We start from the raw sequence: 13955 nt of genomic DNA, 5'->3' as shown, positions 1-13955 counted from the left end.
CGGGCCTCGCACCCCGCGCGGAGCGCTCAGCGTTCACGGTCCATTACGCGGACGTTCCGGCGCGTGGGGCGCGGGGCGGGCGAGCATAGGGCCATGGCCGTCGTAGAGATTCCCGGTTCCAAGTCCATCACCGCGCGCGCCCTCTTCCTCGCCGCGGCAGCCGACGGGGTCACCACCCTCGTACGCCCCCTGCGCTCGGACGACTCCGAGGGCTTCGCCGAAGGCCTTCTCGCTCTCGGCTACCGGGTCGGACGCACCCCCGGCGCCTGGCAGATCGACGGCCGCCCCGAGGGCCCCGCGGCCACCGAGGCCGACGTCTACTGCCGCGACGGCGCCACGACCGCCCGCTTCCTCCCGACCCTCACCGCCGCCGGCCACGGCACCTACCGCTTCGACGCCTCCCCCCAGATGCGCCGCCGCCCCCTCGCCCCCCTCACCCGCGCCCTGCGCGACCTGGGCGTGGACCTGCGGCACGAGGAGGCGGAGGGGCACCACCCGCTGACCATCGAGGCGGCGGGCGTGGAGGGCGGAAACGTCACCCTCGACGCAGGCCAGTCCTCCCAGTACCTCACCGCGCTCCTCCTCCTGGGCCCCCTGACCCGCAAGGGCCTGCGCATCCACGTCACCGACCTCGTCTCGGCCCCCTACGTCGGGATCACCATCGAGATGATGCGGGCGTTCGGCGCGGACGTACGCCAGGACGGCGACGTCTTCGTGGTCCCGCCCGGCGGCTACCGCGCCACCACGTACGCCATCGAGCCCGACGCCTCCACCGCCAGCTACTTCTTCGCCGCGGCGGCCCTCACCGGCGGCGAGGTCACGGTCCCCGGCCTGGGCACCGGCGCCCTCCAGGGCGACCTGGGCTTCGTCGACGTACTGCGCGGGATGGGCGCGCGGGTGGACATCGCCGAGGACCGCACGACGGTCACCGGAACCGGCGAACTGCGCGGCCTGACGGTCAACATGCGGGACATCTCCGACACCATGCCGACCCTGGCGGCGCTCGCCCCCTTCGCCTCCGGCCCCGTACGCATCGAGGACGTCGCCAACACCCGCGTGAAGGAGTGCGACCGCCTGGAGGCCTGCGCGGAGAACCTCCGGCGGCTGGGGGTACGGGTGGAGACGGGCGCCGACTGGATCGAGATCCACCCCGGCACGGCTCCCGCCCCCGGCACGGACATCAAGTCGTACGGCGACCACCGCATCGTCATGTCCTTCGCGGTGACCGCCCTGCGCACCCCGGGCATCACCTTCGACGACCCGGGGTGCGTACGGAAGACGTTCCCCGGGTTCCACGAGGCGTTCGGCGAGCTGCGGGACGTACTCGGATGACGCGGGCCGGGGCAGGGCTCAGGCGGACTCGGTCAGCAGCCGGGCGAGGTGCTCGCGGCCGGTGTCCAGCAGGTCCGGGAGGGGGGCGGCGGCTTCGTACCACCGCTTCTCGTACTCCCAGCACAGCCAGCCGTCCCAGTTGTGCCGGGACAGGACCTCGACGACCTCGCCGAGCGGCAGGACACCGGCGCCCAGGGCCAGCGGGGTGGTGTCCTCGGGCGAGGCGATGTCCTTGACCTGCACATATCCGAGGTGCGGGGCGAGGGCCGCGTAACTCTCCGAGGGCTGCTCGCCGCCGAGCCAGGTGTGCATGACGTCCCACAGCGCGCCCACCTGCCGGTGACCGACCGGGCCCAGGACGCGGATCGCGGCGGCGCCCGTGCGATGCGAGTCGTGGGTCTCCAGGAGGACGCGTACGCCGATGTCGGCCGCGTACTCGGCTGCCGTGCCGAGCCTCCGGGCCGCCGTCGCGTCGGCCTCCTCGGGGCTCTGGTCGGTGGCGCCGTCGACGGATCCGCCCGGGAACACGCGGACGAAGGGCGCGCCCAGGTCGCGGGCCAGGTCGAGAAGGGCACGGAGTTCGGTGAGCACGGGTTCGTCGTCGCCGGGGGCCGCGACCCGGACGTACCCGGCGAGACCGAGGAGCTCGATGCCGGATGCCTTGAACTCGGCGGCCACATCGGCTCGTTGGCCGAGATCGAGACCCAGGTGGACGGGTTCTTCGGGGTGTGTGCGAAGTTCGACGCCGTGATAGCCGTGGTCGGCCGCGAGCCGCAGCACTTCGGGGAGGGGGAGACCGGGGACGCCGAGGGTGGAGAACGCCAGTTTCATGTCCACGGACCCTACCCGCCGCTCCGGGGTTTCACCGATCCGTCGTCCCGTGCAGATCCAGCCGCCAGTCCTGGCCCACCAGGTCCCTGCCGAAGGAGCGGTGCGCCCTGTCGGTGACGAGGACGAAGCCGTGACGCTGGTAGATGTGCCGGGCGGCGGTGAGGACGTCGTTGGTCCACAGGACGAGTTCGCGGTAGCCGACCTCACGGGCGAAGCCGACGACGGACGCGACGAGCCGGTCACCGATGCCGAGCCCGCGCGCCTCCGGCTCGACGAGCAGCAGCCGCAGCCTGGCCGTTCCGGGCGCCTCGTCCCGTACGCACATCACGCAGCCGACCGGCCGGCCGTCGAGCTCGGCGATCCACACCCGCTCGAGGTGGGGGTCGTGATCCTCGGCGAAGTCGGCGACGATCCTCGCCACCAGCCCCTCGTAGTCGGTGTTGAAGCCGTACTCGGCCGCGTAGAGCGCCGCGTTGCGCTGCACGATCCAGCCGAGATCGCCGGGGTAGGGGTCGCGCAGCACGACGTCCTCGCGGCGCGGGGGTCGGCCGTCGGAGAGGAGCGAGCGGACGGTGCCCAGCGCCTCCGTGAGCCGGGGCCGGTCCGCGGCCGGCACGGTGGCCAGCAGTGAGGCGATGGCCTCCGTGGAACGTTCGTTCAACAGGTTGGCGGTCTCCCGCCCGCGCGCGGTGAGTGTGACACGCCGCCGCCGGGGATCCCGGTCCGAGGGCGCCCGCTCGATCAGCTCGTCCTGCTCGAACTTGTTGAGGATCCGGCTCAAGTACCCGGCGTCCAGGGTGAGTTCGGCACGGAGATCGGCGGCGTCGGTACGGGTGGAGTGCGCGAGCTCGTAGAGGACGCGGGCCTCGGTGAGGGTGTAGGGGGCGTAGAGGTGGCTGCTGTAGTCGAGGGCGCCGATGACGTTCGTGTAGAAGCGGTTGAAGGACCGGATGTCCTGGACGGTCATGGAAGGGACCACCTCGTGGGCAACGAACTGCTCGCTGCGGACAGTTGACTCAGTCAGAGATCTCGCTGCGTCGAGGGTAGGCCCCGGGGGACGGGTTCCTCAAGGGCGCAGGACCGTGCCATGCCCCTGGCCGGTTGCCCGACCCCCGTGGGGGTGGGGTCGGGCAACCGGGGCGAGCGCCGTGGTCAGGGCTTGACGTAGAACTGGCTGATGGTGCGGTTCTTGACCTGGAACACGTTGTCCGCGCGCAGCATGCTGTTGCAGACGTCGTCCCCGTGCTTGGAGTCGAGGACGTCCTGGGAGAAGTACTCGCAGGTCACGTTCTGCAGCCGCTGCCGATCACCCCACTTCACACCGAGGTTCACGGTCTCCTGCGGCGGGTTGCCGACCCGGTCGGTCCTGTTGATGGCGACGTCGCAGGCGATGCCGTCACTCTTGGGGACCTCGATCACCCGGGACCAGGTGACCTCCTTCTGGCCGTTGTCGTAGTAGCCCTTCCAGTAGTTCCCGCAGATACGGGAGCCCGACTGGGCCTCGGCGGTGCCGGGGACCGCGACGGCGAACAGCGCTCCGGCGGCCAGCCCGGCGGCTGCCAGCGTCGCGACGCGCCGCTTGATGAACGTGACCCTCATGAACATCTCCTCGAAGTCTCCGCGATGTGCGGTGTGCGATGTGCGATGTGCGATGTGCGATGTGTGATGGGTGAACTGCCGGATCACATACGGCCGTTGACGGCGTAGCCGACCTTTTCCTTCTCGAAGACGTCGCGGGTCCAGTTGCCGAACCTGACGTTTCCGTTCCATTCGTAGGTGGTGCCGCCCCGGCAGCCCCGGTTGGTCCTTTCCCAGCCGCCGGCGAAGTCGCCCTGGGTCCAGCGGCGGACAGCGACCTGTACCGGCTGTGCGACATCGCCGCCCTCGAGATGCACGGTCCAGGTGAAGTTGGTGCTGATCTCGGTGGTCTTCTGATAGCCGCCGACGAGGGAAAGCACGGTGTTGTACCACTTCTTGGAGGGCGAGGTGGCGTTACCGAGGTCGGTTCCGCCGCCGATGGCCCAGCCGGTGGTGGTGGTCTTCGACTTCGTCCAGGCGTAGTCGCAGGTCCGGCCTCGGGGGCACTGGAATTCGGTGCCGCGCCACACCCAGTCGTCCCAGGTGTTGCCGGCGCGCTGCCGGGTGATGGCGCGGGTGGTGTTTCCGCCGCCGGTGCCGGGGACGATGTTCGCCCCGTCGGAATAGCTCTGGGTGAAACACTGGGTGGCGGCACTGGCGGTGCCTTCTGTGGTGGCGAGCGTCGCGACGGCGAGAGCACCGCACATCAGAACGCGATTCAACCAGGTTCTACTTGGCATGGCTGTGTCCTTTCAGGGAAAGGGAATTCGCTGATGGCCGATATGGCAGGTCACATTCGGCCGTTGACGGCGTAGCCGACCTTTTCCTTCTCGAAGACGTCGCGGGTCCAATTGCCGAACCTGACGTTTCCGTTCCATTCGTAGGTGGTGCCGCCCCGGCAGCCCCGGTTGGTCCTTTCCCAGCCGCCGGAGAAATCGCCCTGGGTCCAGCGGCGGACGGCGACCTGAACCGGCTGTGCCACATCTCCGCCCTCGAGATGCACGGTCCAGGTGAACGCGGTCGTGAGCTGCGTGGTTTTCTGGTATCCGCCGACGAAGGAAACCACGGTGTTGTACCACTTCTTGGAGGGCGAGCTGGCGTTACCGAGGTCGGTTCCGCCGCCGATGGCCCAGCCGGTGGTCGTGGTCTTCGACTTCTCCCACGCGTATTCACAGGTCCGGCCTCGCGGACACTGGAATTCGGTGCCGCGCCACACCCAGTCGTCCCAGGTGTTGCCGGCACGCTGCCGGGTGATGGCTCGGGTGGTGTTTCCGCCGCCGGTGCCGGGGACGATGTTCGCCCCGTCGGAATAGCTCTGGGTGAAACACTGGGTGGCGGCACTCGCGGTGCCTTCTGTGGTGGCGAGCGTCGCGACGGCGAGAGCACCGCACATCAGGACGCGATTCAGCCATGAGGTTCGGCGCATGATCAGTAGACCTGCGACCACTCGACGGGCGTGCGGTTCGCCACCTGACCGATGAGGTCGACCCGGTTCATGGTGAGGCAGGGGTCGTTCCCGTACGCGTCGTTGAACAGGTCGCCGGCGTCCTCGCAGGTCCAGGACCGCAGAGGCTGACGCGGATTCCAGGTCACCGCGCCGGCGTAGCCGGGCAGACTCCGGCCGTTGATGCTGTTCGTCTTGTCGATGACACGGAGGCAGATACCGAAGTCGACCTTGGGCACCTCCAGGACCTTGGCGATGATCCCGACGGTCTTCCCGTTGGCGCGGGCCTCCCAGTAGTTCCCGCAGATACGGGAGCCCGACTGGGCCTCGGCGGTCCCGGGCACCGTGACCGTGGTGGCAGCCGCGGCCGTGATCACGAGAGCGGCCAGGACGGCCTTGCGGTTGAACGGGCGTGTGATCGCCACTTTGTCTCCTGACTGTCCACGAAAACGGACCTCCAGCGAGATCCGAATTCGAAGCTTGGGGGGTGGTGGCCACAAATATGAAGCGGCCCGGGATACGAAGTCAATACTTCCGGAACCTTTTGCGGACGACTTCTTGAAACACTGATTGCATTCTGTTTTCGAGCAGGCCAAAGCGCCCCTTCAACGCTCGCAGGAAATATGGGAGGCGAGGGAAAAGGGGTCACTAAAAATGGGTCGCGAAAATGGATCGCGAAAAGGGGTGAATGACGAGAACGCCAAGTGAGGGGAGAGGGGAGAGGGGAGTGGGGAGTGGGGGGTGGGGAGTGGGGGGTGAAGGTGGGGGGTGGGTATTACGGACAACGGAGAAGCGCAGCATCGAGAAAGGGCAGCACTTTTAGTGCGCCCTCCGAAGGCATCGCGCCCCGTTTTCATGCGAAGAAGCCGCAAGGGCCTGGTCAAGACCCGTGGGGGAGGGCTTCTTCGCGGTAATGCGGCTCTGGTTCAGCGCTGATCATGCAGCGATGCGGCACGGTCGTCAAGATCAGACGCGAAAGGACTCAATGAACGAAACGCTACCGGGGAGTCACCTGGGCAATTACCGAACCGTACGGTAACTAATCTTCCGGGAAGGGGAGTCGATGGCCAATAATCGCATGGTTTTGCTGGGTCGTTCGGGTGTAGAAGCAGCTGGCCGACGGTGACGTCCGCGCGCTGCACGGCTGTCGGTCCGTACGCGTTCGAGTCGGGCTCAGCCAGGCACCGCATCCTCGACCACCGGCAGCGGTCGTGCGGTTTTGGGGACCAGTGCGCGGACGGAGGGCGTGGCGACCATGGCCAGGGTGGCGAGGAGGACGAGCCCGGCGGCCGCGTAGAGGGTGGCGTGGAGGCCGAGGAGGAGTACGGCCGGTCCGGCGCTGAACTGGGCGAGCGGCAGCGCGAGGTACGAGCCGAGGTCGTCGTAGGCGTACACGCGGGCCAGACGGTCCTCGGGGATCTGCTCGTTGAGGGTCGAGTACCAGGCGACGCCCGCCTGTTCGCTGCCCACGCCGGCGGCGAAATTGGCCACGACCAGCAGCCACGTGTAGGGGGCGAGGGCGAGCAGCAGCGGGATCGTCGCCGTCAGGCCCATCAGCGCGCAGCCGACCAGGATCGCGCGCCGGGGCCGCCATCTCAGCGACAGGACGCCACCGGCGACCGCGCCGAGCGAGCCCGCGGCAAGGATCAGCCCCCAACCGCCGCGGCCGATCTCGGTGCTGTCGGCGACGGCCGGGCCGAGAACGGTGAACGAGGCGGTGAGGCCGGCGTTGAGGAAGCAGAAGGCCACCACGATCACCCACACCCAGCTGCGGGAGGTGAACTCCCGCCAGCCGACGCGCAGTTCATGAACCACACCGGCGCTGGGCGCGGGCGGTGCGGCCTGGACACGGACCAGCGCGAAGAACGCTGCGGCGAGCGCGAAACTGAGCGCGTCGACGGCCAGACCCCAGCCCGGACCGATCGCGGCGACCAGTAGGCCGCCGAGCGAGGCACCCGCGACCGCCGCGCTGCTGCCCGCGATCCGGGAGAGCGCGAGGGCGGCGCGTCGGGACTCGGCCGGCACGGTCTGGGGCAGCAGCGCCTGGGCGGCGGGCTGGTAGCAGGAACCGGACGCCCCCGAGATCGCGGCGAGCACCATGAGCAGGGGGATGGCGGCGTTGTGGGTGAGGACCAGGGCGGCGATCACCGCCTGGCTCGTGCCGCAGACCACGCTGCTGCCGACCAGCAGCGGGCCGCGCGGCAACCGGTCCGCCAACACCCCGCCGTACAGCAGGAAGACGATGCTGGTGAGGGAGTAGGCACCGACCACCAGCCCGAGTGAACCGACCGAGCCGGTGGCGTCGAGCACCGCGAAGGCCAGAGCGATGGGCGCCACCCCGCTGCCGAGCAGGTTGACCGTCGTACCGATGAAGAGGTGACGGAACGGGCGGTGGCGCATGGGTGCCAGGGCAGCGGACATGCGCATGATCGTCGGGACTGGGCGGCACGCCCGCAACGGGTTTTATGACCGGCCCAAGTTTGCCCAGGTCAGAGAGTCCCCGCTGCCTTCGCCGGGCTTCACGTCCGGTGCTGTGTCCGTCCGGCGAGCTCGCGGACGTGTGCGGCGGCGTCTTCGCCCCGGCGCCGGCTGCCGCGTACGGCCTGCTCCGCATCCCGTGTGCGCCCGCGGGCCTTGCCGACGGCATCCCGTGCCCGCTGCTGAGCACGTTCGGCGTCCTGGAGCTGCCGGGACAGCTCGGCGACGTGCCGCTCGGCCTGCTCCTGCTCTCCCTCCGCCCGGCGCTGCTCTTCCTCCACGGCGGCCAACTCGCCTTCCCGGTCCCGGAGTTCCCGCGCGACGTCCGCGGCCTTCTGCCGGGCCAGCTCAAGGCGCTCCTGCTGCTCCTGCTGCTCCTGCTCCTGTTTCTGCTTCTGCTTCTGCTGCTCCTGGCGTCGTACGCGCGCGGCATCCAGATCGCCCACCTCGCCCGACGGCCGGCCGGTGCGGCGAGAAACTGGTGCCTGTGGCGGCTGCCCGGAGGGCATCGGAAAACCGGCCACAACACTCAGCGGCTTCGTCAGCCGCCCCTCGGCCAACTGCTCGGCGGCCCCCGAGTCGGCCAGTACGGCGTGCAGGGTGTCCTGGACCTCCTGTCGTACGTCGTCGCTGATGCTCTGCCCGGCCTGGGCCGCGAGTTCGCCGGCCTGCCGGGCCAGAGCGAAGGTCAGCAGGCGCTGCTGCGCCGACAGCTCGCGCAGCCGCGCGCCGTCCAGGTCCTGGTGGGCCCGCCGCAGCGCCTCACCGAGTTGCAGCAACCGCTCGGTCTCGTCGGGCTGTTCACGCACCAGCAGATTGCTGGCCCACGCGGCCAGAGTCGGCCGGCGCAGCCGACGTATCCGCGCGGCCAGCTCCCGGTCACCGGCGGCCCGGGCAGCCTGGGCCCGCTCGTCCCGGACGGCGGTGAAGTCACCCGGGGCCAGGCCGTACAGCTCGTCGGCGACCGCGTCCAGATCCACGAGGGCCTCCCGTCGAACACCTCTGACGTGCGCCGTTCCGGCTGGATCACGTCCGACGACGACAACCCCGAGGTCGGCCGCGACTCAGCCCCAGAACTCGTTGCCGCGCTCGATGTCCTCGACGCACTCGTCAAGGTCGGTGATCTTGTCCCCGACGATCCGGAAGACGAGGGCGCCGGTCTCGTCGATCTCCCGGCCCTGGCGCCGAGCGGTGAAACGGTGCAGTGACACCGCGTGTCCCCGGCCGTCGACCAGGACGTTCATCGGTACGACGTGCACGGTCCCGTCCGTCTCCTCGGCGAGCCGACGGTACATGTCGATGATCGCGTCCTGCCCCTTGAAGTCCCCGGAGAGGGAGTGACTGCCGGGGACGTGATGCGTGGCGTCCCCCGCCAGCAGGGTGCGCATGGTGTCCATGTCACCGCGCGAGAAGGCGTCGTAGCCCTTGCGTACGAGGGCTGCGTGCGGGTGCTCAGCCATGGTGATCGCCACCTTTCGAGTACGGGTGTGGGGCGATGTCCGACTGACGGGGTCCATTGTCCTCGGGTTCGGGACGGTACGCAGATGCTCCACCCTCGTGGGCCGAGGAACTTGAAACTTCATATTGACGCGTAGGTGGTAACCCCACAAGATGATGATCTATCGCATCCCCCACTCTCCATGCGAAGGAATCAGCACAATCATGCAGCGACTCGCACCCAAGGCCCTGGCCACGACCCTGGCCACGACCCTGGCCACGGCCGTGGCCACCGCCGCCCTGATCGTCACAGCCGTCGGCATCTCCTCCGCCGACAACGGCCAGGACAAGGTCACTCGACAGCCATCGTCGAACGTCCACACCCTCTCCGGGTGCTGGCCGGGCCAGACATGCTGGGGGCAGTGGTCCTGACCATGGGCTCCGGCAGCGGCACGCGCGGTCCGCTTGACGCGGTCGACGTCGTGCCGCGGTCGACGTCGTGCCGCGGTCGACGTCGTGCCTCGGCTCACCCTCGGTGAAACCGCGATGAGGACGAGTTGAGGCAGTGGCGCAACGGGGTGTCGCCTGTCGACCATCACATGTCCGCAGCCTCCCGCCCTTCTGGTCGGCTGCGGCGGAAGGATGGGACGTGCCGCCGCGCCCGCCCGGCGCGCCTCCGCGTCCTTCGACGCCGCGGCCCGTCACCACCTGAGGAAGGCCACGCCCCATGAACGGACCGGCCCTGCACAAGACCGCCGCCGACTGCGCGGAGGAACTCCCAGGGGCTCGGCTGGAGCACCCCTTCGGCCCCGACTGGGAGGTCTACAAGGTGCGCGGCAAGGTGTTCATGCTGATGACCGAGGTCCCGGGGCGGCCCGTCGTGATCCTCAAGGCGGACCCCGGCGAGGCGCATGCCCTGCGGGAGCAGTACGCCTGCATCACCCCCGGCTATCACATGAACAAGAAACACTGGATCACCCTGGAGAGCGGTGAAGGCGTCGACAAGGAGCTCATCAAGGAGCTCGTCACCGACTCCTACCGGCTCGTCGTCGCAGGTCTACCCAAGGCCGAGCGGCCCGTCGACCCGCACACCTACGGCACCGGAACGCGGGCGGCCCGATGACCGCGGCCTGTGACCGGCCCCGGTGACTGCGCCCGGTGACCGGCTCCAGGACGCCGCCCGCCAGGCTGCCCTGGCCCTCCCCGGCGTCAGTCACGGCTACCCCTTCACTCCGGGACTCGACGTGTACAAGGTCGCGGGCAAGGTGTTCCTGATCGTCACCGACGACCCGGACGACCAGATCATCACGGTCAAGTGCGAACCCGAACACGCGCGGGCACTGGAGCGCGGCCACGCATCGATCACCCCGGGCCGCTACCTCGACAAACGCCACTGGATCTCACTGGGACCGGGACCCGGCATCACCGAGCGGCTGATCACCGACGCGGTCGAGGATTCGTACGACCTGGTCACCGAGCGGTTGCCGCGACGCGACCGCCCGAGCGCCCGATGAAGGCCGCGAGCTTCCCCGTCACTTCAAACCCACGCTTCGACCCTCACATCAGCCCGCGCATCAGGCCGCGCATCAGGCCGCGCTCCCCGGATCGCCGATGGTAAGTGGACCGACTTGCCATTGGGGTGGTGCGGGTTTACCTTGGCGTGGTGAGTCCTTCGACTTACCTTACATCTCGGCAAGGAACAGGGAACATGACTCGTCTTGCGGGCAAGCGCGCCCTCATCACCGGTGGCACGAGCGGCATCGGCCTGGAGACCGCGCGGCGTTTTGTCGCGGAAGGGGCTGAGGTGCTGGTCACGGGCGTCACCCCGGCCAGCATCGACAAAGCGCGGCAGATCCTCGGGGACAAGGTGCCCGTCGTACAGGCCGACGCACGCGACCTCGACGCGCAGCGCGCCCTGGCCAAGCAGGTGGAAGAGCACTTCGGAAAGCTGGACGTGGCGTTCCTGAACGCCGGTGTCTCGGACTGGCGGCCGTTCGAGGACCACACGGAGGACAGTTACGACCGGCTCTTCGACATCAACGTCAAGAGCGTCTTCTTCCTCACCCAGGCCCTGGTGCCCGTGCTGGCCAACCCGTCCTCGGTCATCCTCAACGCGTCCAACAGCGCGCACGGCGGCTACGGCCATTCGAACGCCTACGCCGCGACGAAGGCGGCAGTCTCCTCCCTGATGCGGTCGTGGAACGCGGACCTGCTGAAGTCTCACGGCATCCGGTTCAACGCGGTCAGCCCCGGCCCGGTGGACACCCCGCTGTACGCCAAGCTCGGGATCGAGGACCCCGCGGTGCAGGCGGCGGTCCTGGAGGGGCTCAGCTCCAACATCCCGCTGGGCCGCATGGGCCTGCCCGAGGAGGTCGCGGAAGCGGTCGTGTACCTGGCCTCGGACGTCTCCGCCTTCGCTGTGGGCCAGGACCTTATCCTGGACGGCGGCCAGACCGTCCTCTGACAGCGAGGATGCGGCCGGGAGACGGGCGAGGGACGTGGGTATGCCGGTGGTGGACCGAGCGGAAACCGATGGCGACACCTGCCAGGCGGGGTATCCCGCGCAGGCCAAGGCCGGGTATCACGCGCAGATCAAAGAAGAGAACCGGGCGCGGATCATCCGTGCCGCCCGCGACCTCTTCCTCGCCCGGGGATACGACAAGACCTCCCTCGCGCAGATCGCCAGGGAGGCCGGCGTCTCCACCGGCACCCTCTTCAAGCGGTACCCCACCAAGGCTGCCCTCTTCGCGGCCGTCACCTCCGAGCAATGGCAGCTGGACGTGGAGTACGCCGAAGCGCCCCCGCCCGGTGATCCCCGGTACGGCCTGGACCACATCGGCCGCGACTACGCCTGTCTGGTCGCCCGGCCCGGCACGGCCGCGCTGTGCCGTCTGATCATCACCGAGCTTCCAAAGATGCCGGAACTCGCCGACATCGTCGGCACCGGCTTCGCCATCGACCGCGGCCCCTTCTTCGACCGGCTCCGCGACTACCTGGACGCCGAAGCACAGGCCGGCACACTCGACTTCCGTACGGCCGAGGGACAGCCACAACCGGCCTCCGCGGTGGCCGAACAGTTCCTCGGCATGATCTGCAGCCAGTTCCTCTGGCCCCAACTCGTACGCACCGACTTCATCCCGCCCAACCCCACCGACGCCGCGATCGTGGACGAAGCCGTCACCCTCATGCTCAGCCGCTACGGCACCGGCTCCTGAACCCGGCCCACCGGGGTCCACGCCGCCAGGAGCCCGACACTTCGCCGTGCCCGAGTGCTCACTTCGACCTCGACCACACCTCAGGAGAGCCCACATGCGGTACCGCAACCTTGGCCGGACCGGTATCAAGGTCAGTCCCTACGCACTCGGCGCCATGATGTTCGGAGCCGCCGGCAACCGCGACCACGACGACTCGATCCGCATCATCCACAAGGCTCTGGACGCCGGGATCAACTTCGTGGACACCGCCGACGCCTACAGCCGCGGCGAGTCGGAGCAGATTGTCGGAAAGGCCCTCAAGGGACGCCGCGACAACATCGTCCTCGCGACCAAGCTGCATATGCCGATGGGTGACGATCCCAACCAACGGGGCAACTCGAGGCGCTGGATCGTCACCGCCGTCGAGCAGTCACTGCGGCGCCTGCAGACCGACCACATCGACCTCTATCAGATCCATCGGCCGGACCCGGACACCGACATCGAGGAGACGCTTTCCGCGCTCTCGGACCTGATCCACAGCGGTAAGGTCCGCGCGATCGGCTCATCCACGATGCCCGCCTCCGACATCGTCGAAGCCCAGTGGGTGGCCGAGCGGCGCGGCCTGGAACGGTTCCGCACCGAACAACCGACCTACTCGATTCTCAACCGTGGCATCGAGACGGAGATCCTGCCCGTCGCCCAGCGTTACGGCATGGGCGTCCTGGTCTGGAGCCCGCTCGCGAAGGGGATGCTCACCGGGCGAATCCGCAAGGGTCAGCAGACCGACCTGCGTCGCGCTGCCATGTTCACGAGCTTCAGTGACGAGCGTCGGCTCGATGCCGTCGAACAGATCGTCCCGCTCGCCGAAGAGCTGGGCCTGCCGACGACCCACCTCGCCATGGCGTTCGCGATCGCCCATCCCGGTGTGACCAGTGGGATCATCGGGCCCCGCACGATGGAGCAGCTCGACGACCTGCTCGCCGGCGTCGACGTCACGCTCACCGACGACGTCCTCGACCGGATCGACAAGATCGTTCCACCCGGCGTGAACATCGGCTCACCCGACCAGTCCGCCTATCTCCCTCCGGCCCTCCGGCACCCGGACCTGCGACGTCGTCCCGCTCGCGAGCGAGCCGCCGCCTGACCACCAGTCCGTGAGCGAGTAGACGAACGTACGGGTGCTGGCGCCCTTCGTCGGCGGCGCCTTCGGCGGCAAGTTCGCGATGTGGCCAGGCACGATCCTCGCGGTGCCGGCGGCCCGGGCGACGAGCAGGCCGGTACGGCTGCTGCTGTCGCGGGAGGCGGTCTACCGCACGGTGGGCGGACGCACCCCGTCCCTCCAGCGGACTCCTGATCCGATCCAGCAGCCGACACCGGCCCACCATCCAGCCCGTCCGGCACCCTTCCCGCGCCGGCCCACCCCATCCAGCCCGTCCGGCACCTGTCCCACACCGGCCGACCATCCAGCCCGTCCGGCACCTCTCCCGCGCCGGCCGACCATCCAGCCTGTCCGGCACCTCTCCCACACCCGGCCCACACCCCCAGCCCGTCCGGCGTTTGAGGACGAGGCCCCTTCAGGGCCGTAGCGGGGGTCTGGGGGCGGCAGCCCCCAGGAACGGGATGGGACGGGTAGGGGCGGCGGGGGCGAAAAAACACCCCGG

17 protein-coding genes are annotated in these 13955 nt (G+C 69.1%); 8 read left to right on the top strand and 9 right to left on the bottom strand.

Features of this window, described 5'->3' with window-relative positions; translation table 11 throughout:
- Positions 1-93 precede the first annotated feature (93 nt).
- Positions 94-1332, top strand: a complete 1239-nt coding sequence (aroA, locus tag ABZ855_RS43335) for a 3-phosphoshikimate 1-carboxyvinyltransferase (protein WP_360817839.1) — start codon at positions 94-96, stop codon at positions 1330-1332.
- A gap of 18 nt (positions 1333-1350) precedes the next feature.
- On the opposite strand, the gene ABZ855_RS43330 is transcribed toward aroA, so the two are convergent.
- From ABZ855_RS43330 to ABZ855_RS43290, 9 genes are all read right to left on the bottom strand, one after another.
- The gene (locus ABZ855_RS43330; protein WP_360817836.1) at positions 1351-2163 is read right to left on the bottom strand and encodes a sugar phosphate isomerase/epimerase family protein; all 813 of its coding nucleotides are present in this window, start codon (positions 2161-2163) and stop codon (positions 1351-1353) included.
- Positions 2164-2194: 31 nt separating this feature from the next.
- Positions 2195-3130, bottom strand: a complete 936-nt coding sequence (locus ABZ855_RS43325; protein WP_360817833.1) for a helix-turn-helix domain-containing GNAT family N-acetyltransferase — start codon at positions 3128-3130, stop codon at positions 2195-2197.
- A gap of 185 nt (positions 3131-3315) precedes the next feature.
- A complete protein-coding gene (locus ABZ855_RS43320; RefSeq protein ID WP_360817830.1) occupies positions 3316-3762 on the bottom strand; it encodes a hypothetical protein in 447 nt (148 codons plus the stop codon).
- An 83-nt stretch (positions 3763-3845) separates the two neighbouring features.
- On the bottom strand, positions 3846-4481 hold the full coding sequence (locus ABZ855_RS43315) for a hypothetical protein (RefSeq protein ID WP_319207189.1): 636 nt from the start codon (positions 4479-4481) through the stop codon (positions 3846-3848).
- 50 nt (positions 4482-4531) lie between these two features.
- Positions 4532-5167 (bottom strand): hypothetical protein, encoded by a 636-nt coding sequence (locus ABZ855_RS43310; RefSeq protein WP_360817826.1) that lies wholly within the window; start codon positions 5165-5167, stop codon positions 4532-4534.
- 2 nt (positions 5168-5169) lie between these two features.
- Positions 5170-5610 (bottom strand): hypothetical protein, encoded by a 441-nt coding sequence (locus ABZ855_RS43305; RefSeq protein WP_360817823.1) that lies wholly within the window; start codon positions 5608-5610, stop codon positions 5170-5172.
- A gap of 748 nt (positions 5611-6358) precedes the next feature.
- Positions 6359-7606, bottom strand: a complete 1248-nt coding sequence (locus ABZ855_RS43300; RefSeq protein WP_360817820.1) for an MFS transporter — start codon at positions 7604-7606, stop codon at positions 6359-6361.
- Positions 7607-7704: 98 nt separating this feature from the next.
- Positions 7705-8643, bottom strand: a complete 939-nt coding sequence (locus tag ABZ855_RS43295; RefSeq protein ID WP_360817817.1) for a hypothetical protein — start codon at positions 8641-8643, stop codon at positions 7705-7707.
- An 84-nt stretch (positions 8644-8727) separates the two neighbouring features.
- Entirely contained in the window at positions 8728-9123 is a 396-nt protein-coding gene (locus ABZ855_RS43290; protein WP_360817814.1) for a nuclear transport factor 2 family protein, read from the bottom strand.
- Between the two features lie 202 nt (positions 9124-9325).
- On the opposite strand from ABZ855_RS43290, the gene ABZ855_RS43285 reads away from it, so the two are divergent.
- From ABZ855_RS43285 to ABZ855_RS43255, 7 genes are all read left to right on the top strand, one after another.
- On the top strand, positions 9326-9532 hold the full coding sequence (locus ABZ855_RS43285) for a hypothetical protein (RefSeq protein WP_360817811.1): 207 nt from the start codon (positions 9326-9328) through the stop codon (positions 9530-9532).
- A 295-nt stretch (positions 9533-9827) separates the two neighbouring features.
- Entirely contained in the window at positions 9828-10223 is a 396-nt protein-coding gene (locus ABZ855_RS43280; RefSeq protein WP_360817808.1) for an MmcQ/YjbR family DNA-binding protein, read from the top strand.
- 22 nt (positions 10224-10245) lie between these two features.
- Positions 10246-10614 carry an MmcQ/YjbR family DNA-binding protein gene (locus tag ABZ855_RS43275; protein ID WP_360817805.1) on the top strand — a complete coding sequence of 123 codons (369 nt, stop codon included), beginning with the start codon at positions 10246-10248 and terminating at the stop codon, positions 10612-10614.
- A gap of 194 nt (positions 10615-10808) precedes the next feature.
- Positions 10809-11564 (top strand): SDR family oxidoreductase, encoded by a 756-nt coding sequence (locus ABZ855_RS43270; RefSeq protein ID WP_360817802.1) that lies wholly within the window; start codon positions 10809-10811, stop codon positions 11562-11564.
- A 40-nt stretch (positions 11565-11604) separates the two neighbouring features.
- On the top strand, positions 11605-12315 hold the full coding sequence (locus ABZ855_RS43265; RefSeq protein ID WP_360817799.1) for a TetR/AcrR family transcriptional regulator: 711 nt from the start codon (positions 11605-11607) through the stop codon (positions 12313-12315).
- 94 nt (positions 12316-12409) lie between these two features.
- Positions 12410-13438 (top strand): aldo/keto reductase, encoded by a 1029-nt coding sequence (locus ABZ855_RS43260; protein WP_360817796.1) that lies wholly within the window; start codon positions 12410-12412, stop codon positions 13436-13438.
- 34 nt (positions 13439-13472) lie between these two features.
- The gene (locus ABZ855_RS43255) at positions 13473-13880 is read left to right on the top strand and encodes a molybdopterin cofactor-binding domain-containing protein (RefSeq protein ID WP_360817793.1); all 408 of its coding nucleotides are present in this window, start codon (positions 13473-13475) and stop codon (positions 13878-13880) included.
- Positions 13881-13955 lie beyond the last annotated feature (75 nt).

Origin of the sequence: Streptomyces sp. NPDC047042, from assembly GCF_040644035.1 — a bacterium.
Taxonomy (GTDB): domain Bacteria; phylum Actinomycetota; class Actinomycetes; order Streptomycetales; family Streptomycetaceae; genus Streptomyces.
This window is presented reverse-complemented; position numbering and strand designations above follow the sequence as displayed.

Excerpts from the sequence above, each read along its gene's own strand:
- aroA (WP_360817839.1), top strand. The coding sequence starts at position 94 with ATGGCCGTCGTAGAGATTCCCGGTTCCAAGTCCATCACCGCGCGCGCC.
- ABZ855_RS43330 (WP_360817836.1), bottom strand. The coding sequence starts at position 2,163 with ATGAAACTGGCGTTCTCCACCCTCGGCGTCCCCGGTCTCCCCCTCCCC.
- ABZ855_RS43325 (WP_360817833.1), bottom strand. The coding sequence starts at position 3,130 with ATGACCGTCCAGGACATCCGGTCCTTCAACCGCTTCTACACGAACGTC.
- ABZ855_RS43320 (WP_360817830.1), bottom strand. The coding sequence starts at position 3,762 with ATGAGGGTCACGTTCATCAAGCGGCGCGTCGCGACGCTGGCAGCCGCC.
- ABZ855_RS43315 (WP_319207189.1), bottom strand. The coding sequence starts at position 4,481 with ATGCCAAGTAGAACCTGGTTGAATCGCGTTCTGATGTGCGGTGCTCTC.
- ABZ855_RS43310 (WP_360817826.1), bottom strand. The coding sequence starts at position 5,167 with ATGCGCCGAACCTCATGGCTGAATCGCGTCCTGATGTGCGGTGCTCTC.
- ABZ855_RS43300 (WP_360817820.1), bottom strand. The coding sequence starts at position 7,606 with ATGTCCGCTGCCCTGGCACCCATGCGCCACCGCCCGTTCCGTCACCTC.
- ABZ855_RS43290 (WP_360817814.1), bottom strand. The coding sequence starts at position 9,123 with ATGGCTGAGCACCCGCACGCAGCCCTCGTACGCAAGGGCTACGACGCC.
- ABZ855_RS43285 (WP_360817811.1), top strand. The coding sequence starts at position 9,326 with ATGCAGCGACTCGCACCCAAGGCCCTGGCCACGACCCTGGCCACGACC.
- ABZ855_RS43280 (WP_360817808.1), top strand. The coding sequence starts at position 9,828 with ATGAACGGACCGGCCCTGCACAAGACCGCCGCCGACTGCGCGGAGGAA.
- ABZ855_RS43270 (WP_360817802.1), top strand. The coding sequence starts at position 10,809 with ATGACTCGTCTTGCGGGCAAGCGCGCCCTCATCACCGGTGGCACGAGC.
- ABZ855_RS43265 (WP_360817799.1), top strand. The coding sequence starts at position 11,605 with ATGCCGGTGGTGGACCGAGCGGAAACCGATGGCGACACCTGCCAGGCG.
- ABZ855_RS43260 (WP_360817796.1), top strand. The coding sequence starts at position 12,410 with ATGCGGTACCGCAACCTTGGCCGGACCGGTATCAAGGTCAGTCCCTAC.